This is a genomic window from Streptomyces sp. SAS_281 (genome assembly GCF_052542855.1).
This window is the reverse complement of record NZ_JBMNDO010000009.1, coordinates 89,990-99,280: the sequence shown is the minus strand read 5'-3', so window position 1 is coordinate 99,280 and position 9,291 is coordinate 89,990. Positions and strand designations below refer to the sequence as shown.

General features: G+C 72.9%; 8 protein-coding genes. 4 read left to right on the top strand and 4 right to left on the bottom strand.

The features are described from left to right. Nucleotides 1-2,499, top strand: a 2,499-nt coding sequence (gene glgB / locus ACN6LM_RS05995) for a 1,4-alpha-glucan branching enzyme (RefSeq protein WP_445064202.1), incomplete at its 5' end; no start/stop codon positions are given. 52 nt (nt 2,500-2,551) lie between these two features. Here the strand turns inward: glgB and trxA are convergent. The 3 genes from trxA to ACN6LM_RS05980 are packed head-to-tail and all read right to left on the bottom strand — an operon-like array spanning nt 2,552 to nt 4,726. After that, entirely contained in the window at nt 2,552-2,884 is a 333-nt protein-coding gene (gene trxA, locus ACN6LM_RS05990) for a thioredoxin (RefSeq protein WP_445064201.1), read from the bottom strand. 3 nt (nt 2,885-2,887) lie between these two features. Next, entirely contained in the window at nt 2,888-3,292 is a 405-nt protein-coding gene (locus ACN6LM_RS05985; protein WP_445064199.1) for a MerR family transcriptional regulator, read from the bottom strand. 57 nt (nt 3,293-3,349) lie between these two features. After that, nucleotides 3,350-4,726, bottom strand: a complete 1,377-nt coding sequence (locus tag ACN6LM_RS05980) for a cation:dicarboxylate symporter family transporter (RefSeq protein ID WP_445064207.1) — start codon at nt 4,724-4,726, stop codon at nt 3,350-3,352. 135 nt (nt 4,727-4,861) lie between these two features. Between ACN6LM_RS05980 and ACN6LM_RS05975 the strand changes: the two genes are divergently transcribed. The 3 genes from ACN6LM_RS05975 (at nt 4,862) to ACN6LM_RS05965 (ending at nt 7,956) form a co-directional block, all read left to right on the top strand. Further along, nucleotides 4,862-6,481 (top strand): sensor histidine kinase, encoded by a 1,620-nt coding sequence (locus tag ACN6LM_RS05975; RefSeq protein WP_445064198.1) that lies wholly within the window; start codon nt 4,862-4,864, stop codon nt 6,479-6,481. Next, complete coding sequence (locus tag ACN6LM_RS05970; RefSeq protein ID WP_445064197.1) at nt 6,478-7,152, top strand: response regulator; 675 nt, start codon at nt 6,478-6,480, stop codon at nt 7,150-7,152. The genes ACN6LM_RS05975 and ACN6LM_RS05970 overlap by 4 nt, the downstream gene beginning before the upstream one ends. Nucleotides 7,153-7,326: 174 nt before the next feature. Next, the gene (locus ACN6LM_RS05965; RefSeq protein WP_445064206.1) at nt 7,327-7,956 is read left to right on the top strand and encodes a helix-turn-helix domain-containing protein; all 630 of its coding nucleotides are present in this window, start codon (nt 7,327-7,329) and stop codon (nt 7,954-7,956) included. Nucleotides 7,957-8,005: 49 nt separating this feature from the next. Here the strand turns inward: ACN6LM_RS05965 and ACN6LM_RS05960 are convergent, their stop codons facing one another. Continuing rightward, complete coding sequence (locus tag ACN6LM_RS05960; RefSeq protein ID WP_265541004.1) at nt 8,006-9,031, bottom strand: ATP-dependent 6-phosphofructokinase; 1,026 nt, start codon at nt 9,029-9,031, stop codon at nt 8,006-8,008. Nucleotides 9,032-9,291 lie beyond the last annotated feature (260 nt).

The following is a 9,291-nucleotide window of genomic DNA, read 5'->3' as shown; positions in this document are numbered from 1 at the left end:
GGAATCGAGAACATCGAAGAGGTCGAGGGCTGCATCACGCGCCTCCGCACCGAGGTCATCGACCCGAGCAAGGTCGACGAAGCCGCGCTCAAGGCCGCCACCCGCAAGTCCGAGCCCGCCGTGCCCGTCACGCCCGCCGCGTCCGCCGCCGAGCTCCCGCTCGCCGAGGAGCCGATCGCCGCCACCCTCTCCTCGCCGCCGGCCGGACCGCCCGCGAAGAAGAGGGCCCCGAAGAAGACCCCCGCGACGGGGGCCGCCGCCCCGGCGAAGCGCGCGAAGAAGGCCGCCGCGCCGCCCAAGCCCCGCAGCGCCGGCAGCCAGGAGCTGCGCCCGGCCGCCCCGCTGCACGACGCCGACCGGGGCCGGCTGCTGGCCGGCGAGCACCACGCCCCGCACGACCTGCTGGGCGCCCACCAGGTGGGCGACGGGGTGGAGATCCGGGTGCTGCGCCCGTTCGCCCGGTCGGTCACCGTCCTCGCGAAGGGCCTGCGGGCGCCGCTGCACAGCGACGGGGACGGGCTGTTCTCCGGGGTGCTGCCGCTGCCTTCGGTGCCGGAGTACCGGCTGCTGGTGGCGTACGACGACAACGAGATCGAGGTCCACGACCCGTACCGCTTCCTGCCCGCGCTCGGGGAGCTGGATCTGCATCTGATCCGGGAGGGCCGGCACGAGGAGCTGTGGACCGCGCTCGGGGCGCGGCCGATGGAGCACCAGGGGGTCGCCGGGACGCGGTTCACGGTGTGGGCGCCGAACGCCCGGGGCGTGCGGGTGTGCGGTGACTTCAACTACTGGGACGGCACGGGCTTCCCGATGCGGTCGCTGGGCTCGTCCGGGGTGTGGGAGCTGTTCCTGCCGGGGACCGGGGAGGGCGCGCTGTACAAGTTCGACATCTGCCGCCCCGACGGTTCGCACACGACGCGCTCGGACCCGATGGCCCGGCACACCGAGGTGCCGCCCGCCACCGCCTCGGTGGTGACGGCCGCGCACCACGTGTGGCAGGACCAGGAGTGGATGGCGAACCGCGGGAACGTGCCGGTGCACGAGGCGCCGTTCTCGGTGTACGAGGTGCACCTGCCGTCCTGGCGGCCCGGTCTCTCCTACCGGCAGCTGGCCGAGCAGCTGCCCGCGTACGTCAAGGACCTGGGCTTCACGCACGTCGAGCTGATGCCGGTGTCGGAGCACCCCTTCGGCGGCTCCTGGGGTTACCAGGTCACCGGGTTCTACGCCCCGACCTCCCGGATGGGCTCGCCGGACGACTTCCGCTTCCTGGTGGACGCGCTGCACCGGGCCGGGATCGGCGTGATCATGGACTGGGTGCCGGCGCACTTCCCGCGCGACGACTGGGCCCTCGCCGAGTTCGACGGCCGGCCGCTGTACGAGCACTCCGACCCGAGGCGGGCCGCGCATCCGGACTGGGGGACGCTGGAGTTCGACTACGGGCGTACCGAGGTCCGCAACTTCCTGGTCGCCAACGCCACGTACTGGTGCGAGCAGTTCCACATCGACGGGCTGCGGGTGGACGCGGTCGCCTCGATGCTCTACCTGGACTACTCGCGCGAGGACGGCCAGTGGTCGCCGAACGAGTTCGGCGGGCGGGAGAACCTGGACGCGGTCTCCTTCCTCCAGGAGATGAACGCCACGGTCTACCGGCGCAATCCGGGCGTGGTCACCATCGCCGAGGAGTCCACCGCCTGGGACGGCGTGACCCGGGCCACCGACCACGGCGGGCTCGGCTTCGGGCTGAAGTGGAACATGGGCTGGATGCACGACTCGCTGGTGTACGTCTCCAAGGAACCGGTGCACCGCAAGTACCACCACAACGAGATGACGTTCTCGATGGTGTACGCGTACAGCGAGAACTACGTGCTGCCGATCTCGCACGACGAGGTGGTGCACGGCAAGCAGGCGCTGGTCTCCAAGATGCCGGGCGACTGGTGGCAGCAGCGCGCCAACCACCGCGCGTACCTGGGCTTCATGTGGGCCCACCCGGGCAAGCAACTGCTGTTCATGGGCCAGGAGTTCGCGCAGGGCGCGGAGTGGTCGGAGGGCCACGGCCCGGACTGGTGGCTGCTGGACCCGTCGTACGAGGCGGCCGGTGACCACCGCGGGGTGCGGGAGCTGGTCGGCGACCTCAACCGGGTGTACGGGGCGACGCCCGCGCTCTGGCAGCGCGACACCCGCCCGGAGGGCTTCGCCTGGGTGGACGGGGGCGCGGCGGAGGACAACGTGTTCGCGTTCCTGCGCCACGACGCGAAGGGCGCGCCGCTGCTGGCGGTCTCCAACTTCTCGCCGGTGGTCCGGCACGACTACCGGCTCGGGGTGCCGGAGGGTCCCCGGCTGTGGGCGGAGGTCCTGAACACGGACGCGTCCCGGTACGGGGGCGGCGGTGTGGTGAACGAGGAGCCGCTGAAGCCGGAGGACGTGCCGTCGCACGGCAGGCCGTCGAGCGTGTCGCTGACGCTGCCGCCGCTGGCGACGGTGTGGTTCAAGCCGGCGTGACGCGGTGGGACGCCGAGGGGGCGGGGCCGGTGGCCCCCCCCCCTCGGGCGGCTCAGAGCACGTCCTCCAGCTCCTGGAGGAGCCGGCGCTTCGGGCGGGCGCCGACCATGGACTTCACCGGTTCGCCGTTCCGGAACACCATCAGGGTGGGCATCGAGAGGACGCCGTACCGGGTGCTGATCCCCGGATTGCGGTCGACGTCGATCTGGACGACGCGGAGCCGTTCGTGCTCCTCCTCGGCGACGGCGCCCAGGACCGGGGCGAGCTGGCGGCAGGGGCCGCACCAGTCGGCGGTGAACTCCACCAGGACGGGCCGGGTCTCCCCCCGCACCTCGGCGTCGAAGGTCTCGTCGGTGAGCTCGTCGACGCCCGTTACATGGATCATCTGTCATCCTCCCAGTTCGCAGCGTGGTTCGGGGCCGCCGGGCAGCCCGGCGGACGCCTCCAGCTCGGCGCGGGCCAGCTGGGCGCCCACCTCCGTGCGGACGGCCCGCAGCTGCTCGATGAGCCGGTCGAGCTCGCCGAGCTTGCGCCGGTAGACGGCGAGCGAGGCGGGGCAGGCGTCCCCGGCGGGGTGCCCGGCGCGCAGGCACTCCACGAAGGGCCGGGTCTCCTCCAGATCGAACCCGAAGTCCTGGAGGGTCCGGATCTGCTGGATCAGCCTGAGGTCGCCCTCGTCGTACGTGCGGTAGCCGTTCACCGCGCGTCGCGCGGGCAGCAGCCCGCGCGACTCGTAGTAGCGCAGCGTCCGCGTCGTCGTCCCGGCCCGTTCGGCCAGCTCCCCGATTCGCATACCGCGACCGTAATCCTTGACGCCGACGTCAAGGCAAGGAGGAATGCGGGGCCGCGGTCAGACCTTGGCGGGCGCGGGCGCCTGCTCCTGGCCGCCCTCGCGGGCCTCGGGGACGTACGCCTCGTCGGGGCCCTCGTCGGCGAGCATCTTCTCGTCGAAGGGCAGCGCGCCGGAGAGCACCTGGCCGACCCGTTCGCGGTCGATCTCCTTGGTCCAGGTGCCGACGAGGACCGTGGCGACCGCGTTGCCCGCGAAGTTGGTCAGGGCGCGGGCCTCGCTCATGAAGCGGTCGATGCCGACGATCAGGCCGACGCCGTCGACCAGCTCGGGGCGGTGCGACTGGAGGCCGCCGGCGAGGGTGGCGAGGCCGGCCCCGGTGACGCCCGCCGCGCCCTTGGAGGCGATGACCATGAAGACCAGCAGCGAGATCTGCTCACCGATGCTCAGCGGGTCGCCCGTCGCGTTGGCGATGAACAGCGAGGCCATCGTGAGGTAGATCGCGGTGCCGTCCAGGTTGAAGGAGTAGCCGGTCGGCACGGTGATGCCGACGACGGGCTTGCTGACGCCCATGTGCTCCATCTTCGCGATCAGCCGGGGCAGCGCCGACTCCGAGGAGGAGGTGGACAGGATCAGCAGGAACTCCCGGCCGAGGTACTTCAGCAGCTTGAAGATGTTGAGCCCCGCGACCAGGCGCAGGATCGCGCCGAGCACCACGAAGACGAAGAGCGCGCAGGTGATGTAGAAGCCGATCATGATGACCGCGAGGGACTTCAGCGCGTCCACGCCGGTCTCGCCGACCACCGCGGCCATCGCGCCGAACGCGCCGATGGGCGCCGCCCACATGATCATGGCGAGGATGCGGAAGACGAGGCGCTGGATGTGCCCGATGCCGCGCAGCACCGGCTCGCCGGCCGGGCCCAGGGCCTGGAGCGCGAAGCCCGCGAGCAGGGCGATCAGCAGGGTCTGGAGCACCTCCCCCTCGGTGAAGGCGGAGACCAGGGTGGTCGGGATGATGCCGAGCAGGAAGTCCGTGGTGGACTCGCCGGCCCCCTCCGCCTGCTTCTCCCCGGCGGCGCGGACCGCCTCGGTGATGTGGAGGCCGGAGCCGGGCTCCAGGATGTTGCCGACGACCAGGCCGATGGCCAGCGCGACCGTCGACATGACCAGGAAGTAGCCGAGGGCGAGGCCGCCGACGGCCCCGACCTTGGCGGCCTTGCGGACCGAGCCGACGCCCAGGACGATCGTGCAGAAGATGATCGGCGAGATCATCATCTTGATCAGGTTCACGAACCCGGTACCGATGGGCTTCAGTTCCACGGCGGCGTCCGGGGCGACGAAGCCCACGAGGATGCCGAGGCCGACGGCCACGATCACGGCGACGTACAGATATTTCGTACGGTCCGGCTTGGTGCGTTCCGGCTCGGCGGCGCTCACTGCCACGGGGTCTCCTCGGGTCGTCCTCGTCCCACCCCCGTGCCGGGGGCCCCGGCGACTATCCCGCCCGCTGTGACCCCGGTCACCCTTACGGTCATTTCGTTCATACGTTTTCGGCCAGGCACACTGGTCGGCATGCGTTTCCCCCGTACCCGACCGCGCAGCCTGGCCGGCCAGCTGTTCGCGTGGCAGGTGGTGCTGGTGGCGGCCGTCGTGGCGGGGTGCGCGTTCTTCGCGTACGCCTCCGGGCGCGGCCAGGCCGAGGAGACGGCGGCCCGGCAGGCGCGGGCGGTGGCCCTCTCGGTGGCCGGATCGCCGTCCGTCCGGGAGGCGATCCGCACCGACGACCCGTCCGCCGCGCTCCAGCCGTACGCGGAGCGGGTCCGCAAGGACACCGGGATCGCCTTCATCACGATCATGAGCCCGGCCCGGGTCCGCTGGACGCATCCGGACACCGACCGCATCGGCGAGACCTTCCTCGGGCACACCGCCCGGGCGCTGCGCGGGGAGACCTTCTCGGAGACGTACACCGGCACGCTCGGGCCCTCGATCCGGGTCGTCACCCCGGTCCGCGACGGCGGCCGGATCACCGGCCTGGTCAGCGCGGGCATCACCGTGGACCGGGTCTCCTCGCAGGTGCGGGCCCAGCTGGGCGCCCTGGCGCTGGCGGCCGGCGCGGCGCTGGTGCTCGGCGGGCTCGGCACGTACGTGATCAACGCCCGGCTGCGGCGGCACACGCACGGGATGAACGCGGCGGAGCTGAGCCGGATGCACGACTATCACGAGGCGACCCTGCACGCGGTGCGCGAGGGGCTGCTGATGCTGGACGGGCAGCGCCGGATCGCCCTGGTCAACGACGCGGGCCGGGAACTGCTCGGCCTGGCCCCGGGCATCGTCGGCCGCCGGGTCGCCGATCTCGATCTGCCGGCCCCGCTGACCGGGGCACTGCTCGCCTCCGAGGAGCGGGTGGACGAGGTGCATCTGACGGCGGACCGGGTCATCGTCGTGAACACCCGTCCGGTGGTCGGCGGCGAACGGCGCGGGACCGTGGTGACCCTGCGCGACCACACCGAGCTCCAGGCGCTGTCCGGGGAGCTGGACTCGGAGCGCGGCTTCACCCGGGCGCTGCGCTCCCAGGCGCACGAGGCGGCGAACCGGCTGCACACCGTGGTCTCGCTGATCGAGCTGGGCCGGGCGGACGAGGCGGTGGGCTTCGCCACGGCCGAGCTGGAGCTGGCCCAGGCGCTCACCGACCGGGTGGTGGGCGCGGTCGCCGAACCGGTGCTCGCGGCCCTGCTGCTCGGCAAGGCGGCCCAGGCGAACGAGCGGGGCGTGGAGCTGGTGCTCGCGGAGGACAGCCTCATCGACGACGGCGCCCTGCCCGCGTCGCTCCCCGCCCGTGACCTGGTGACCGTCCTCGGCAACCTGATCGACAACGCGGTGGACGCGGTGACCCGGGAGGCGGCCGTGTCCGGGCGGCGCGGCCGGGTCACGGTCACCGCGCTCGCCGAAGGGGGCGAACTGCTGCTGCGCGTCGCGGACAACGGGGCCGGGGTCGACCCGGCGGACGCGGCCGAGGTGTTCCGGGCCGGCTGGTCGACGCACGGCGCGGGGCGCGGCCTCGGCCTGGCCCTGGTCCGCCAGGCGGCGCACCGGGGCGGCGGGACGGTGGCGCTGGAGCGGGGCGCCGACGGGGGCGCGGAGTTCACCGTACGGCTGCCGCTGGCACGCGCGGCGAAGGAGAGCGTCTCGTGATCCGGGTCCTGGTCGTGGAGGACGACCCCGTGGCGGCCGACGCCCATCAGCTGTACGTGGGCAGGGTGCCGGGCTTCGCCGTGGCCGCCGTGGCGCACTCGCGCGCCGAGGCCGTGCGGGCGCTGGAGCGCACCCCGGTCGACCTGCTGCTCCTCGACCTCTACCTGCCCGACGGGCACGGGCTGCAGCTGCTGCGCTCGCTGCGGGCGGCCGGACACTCGGCGGACGTGATCGCGGTGACCTCCGCCCGCGACCTGGGCGTGGTCCGGGAGGGTGTCTCGCTCGGTGTCGTGCAGTACGTCCTGAAGCCGTTCACCTTCGCCACGCTGCGGGACCGGCTCGTGCGGTACGCGGAGTTCCGGGCGGCGGCCGGTGAGGCGAGCGGCCAGGACGAGGTGGACCGGGCGCTCGCCGCGCTGCGCGCCCCGGAGCCGGCCCGGCTGCCCAAGGGGCTGAGCGCGCCGACACTCGAAGCGGTCACCGGGGCGCTGCGGGCGGCCCCGGACGGGCTCAGCGCCTCGGCGGCGGCCCTGGGGCTGGGGATCTCGCGCATCACCGCACGCCGCTATCTGGAGCACCTGGTGACGGTGGGGCGGGCGGTGCGCAGTCCGCAGTACGGGCAGGTGGGGCGGCCCGAGCTGCACTACCGGTGGCGCCCGGAGGGACGCTGATCCAGGGCGACTGGTCCCGCTGTGCGGCTTTTGCGCCTAGGACCTTCCTATGAGGCGTGTTCTCGGGTGAACACACCGTAGTCAGCGGGGCCCCCGGCTCCTTACGGTGTCCTCGTGCACCCCTCTCCGCCTTTCAACGCCCCCGCCGCCCGAAGACTCCGCGAGGCCCTGGGTATGGCTCCCGGCCATGTCGCCTACGGCCTCGGCGCTCAGTACGGACTGCGGATCACCGCCGAGACGGTGGCCGCCTGGGAGCGCGGGCTCGCGTTCCCCTCGGACTACGAACTCACCGCACTGGCCGGGGTGCTGTGGTGCGCCCCGGGCGAGCTGCTGACGGCCGCGCGCAGTCTGCGCGAGCACCGGGTCTCCCGGGAGCTGTCGCCGGACGAGCTGGCCGCCCGGGTGGGGGTGGCCACCTCCGCGTATCTGCGGATGGAGGAGTCGGGGCGGTGGCGGGGCAACGAGCGCCAGTCCGCCGCGCTGAGCGAGGCGCTGGGCCTGACGCCCGCGGACTTCGTGACCGCGACAGGGCGCGAGGAGGAGCTGGCGGACCTGCTGCGCAGCGCGGTGACGACGCGGTGGCAGGCGTACACCCGCCCGGTGGGCAAGCTGGTGCCGGTGGACCGGCGCCGCCTCCAGGAGGTCCTGGAGCGGCTGCACGGCGACTACCAGGCGCTGATGGTCTCCACGCTGAGCTGGAGCAGCGCGGGCACGGACCGGACGGGCAACACCGGTGAGGAGGGCCGGGCCTTCCTCACCGGGATCGTGCCGCGGTTCTGGGAGACGGCCGGCCCTCCGGCGTAACGGGAGAGGGCCCCCGGCCCGAAGACCGAGGCCCTCCGGCGCAACGGGCTCAGAAAACCGATTCGGCCTCGTGCATCCGGTCCAGCGGGACCGTCTTGAGCTGGGTGACCGCCTCGGCGAGCGGGACCATCACGATGTCGTTGCCGCGCAGCGCGGTCATCCGGCCGAAGTCGCCGCGGTGGGCCGCCTCCACGGCGTGCCAGCCGAAGCGGGTGGCGAGGACGCGGTCGTACGCGGTCGGCGTACCGCCGCGCTGGACGTGGCCGAGGATGACCGGGCGGGCCTCCTTGCCGAGCCGCTTCTCCAGCTCGACGGCCAGGCGGTTGCCGATGCCCTGGAACCGCTCGTGCCCGAACTGGTCGATCTCGCCCTTGGCGTACGGCATGGAGCCCTCGGCCGGGTGCGCGCCCTCGGCGACGCAGATGACGGCGAACTTCTTGCCGCGCGCGAAGCGCTCCTCGACCATCTTGACCAGGTCGTCCACCTCGAACTTGCGCTCGGGGAGGCAGATGCCGTGCGCGCCGCCGGCCATGCCGGACTCCAGCGCGATCCAGCCCGCGTGGCGGCCCATCACCTCGACCACCATCACGCGCTGGTGGGACTCGGCGGTGGTCTTCAGACGGTCTATGGCCTCGGTCGCCACACCCACGGCGGTGTCGAAGCCGAACGTGCGGTCGGTGGAGGAGATGTCGTTGTCGATGGTCTTCGGGACGCCGACGACGGGCATTCCGGCGTCCGCGAGCATCCGGGCGGCGGTGAGCGTGCCCTCGCCGCCGATCGGGATCAGCGCGTCCATGCCGTAACGGCGGCTCAGCTCGGCGCAGTTCTCGGCGGCCTCGCGCAGCCGGGCGCGCTCCAGGCGGGCCGATCCGAGGATGGTGCCGCCGCGGGCGAGGATGCCGCTGACCGCGTTCAGGTCGAGGGGCCTGAAGTGGCCGTCGAGGAGGCCCTTGAAGCCGTCCTCGAAGCCGATGACCTCGTCGCCGTGGCCGACGACGGCCCGGTGCACGACCGAACGGATCACTGCGTTCAGGCCGGGGCAGTCGCCGCCTGCGGTGAGAACTCCGATGCGCATCCTGTTCCGTCTCCTGCTCGCTGGGCCCGTCCGTTTTGGCATCCGGAACGGGGGCTTCTTCCGCTTCCCCCGTACCGTGAGTCACGACGAGTGTCCCACGCCGGGCGCGCGGCTCGCGCTCCCGGCTGCTCGGGGGCGGCCTGGTGACGCCCTCGCGGGGCAGTTGTCCGGCGGGCGGCCCCTGCGCCCCCACGGGTATCGTCAAACGGGCGGTTACCACTCGAACCGGGCACCATACCGGACCAGAGACGACGGGAGAG

Coding starts and splice junctions, on each gene's coding strand:
- ACN6LM_RS05975 (WP_445064198.1), top strand. CDS start 4,862: ATGCGTTTCCCCCGTACCCGACCGCGCAGCCTGGCCGGCCAGCTGTTC.
- trxA (WP_445064201.1), bottom strand. CDS start 2,884: ATGATCCATGTAACGGGCGTCGACGAGCTCACCGACGAGACCTTCGAC.
- ACN6LM_RS05960 (WP_265541004.1), bottom strand. CDS start 9,031: ATGCGCATCGGAGTTCTCACCGCAGGCGGCGACTGCCCCGGCCTGAAC.
- ACN6LM_RS05985 (WP_445064199.1), bottom strand. CDS start 3,292: ATGCGAATCGGGGAGCTGGCCGAACGGGCCGGGACGACGACGCGGACG.
- ACN6LM_RS05965 (WP_445064206.1), top strand. CDS start 7,327: ATGGCTCCCGGCCATGTCGCCTACGGCCTCGGCGCTCAGTACGGACTG.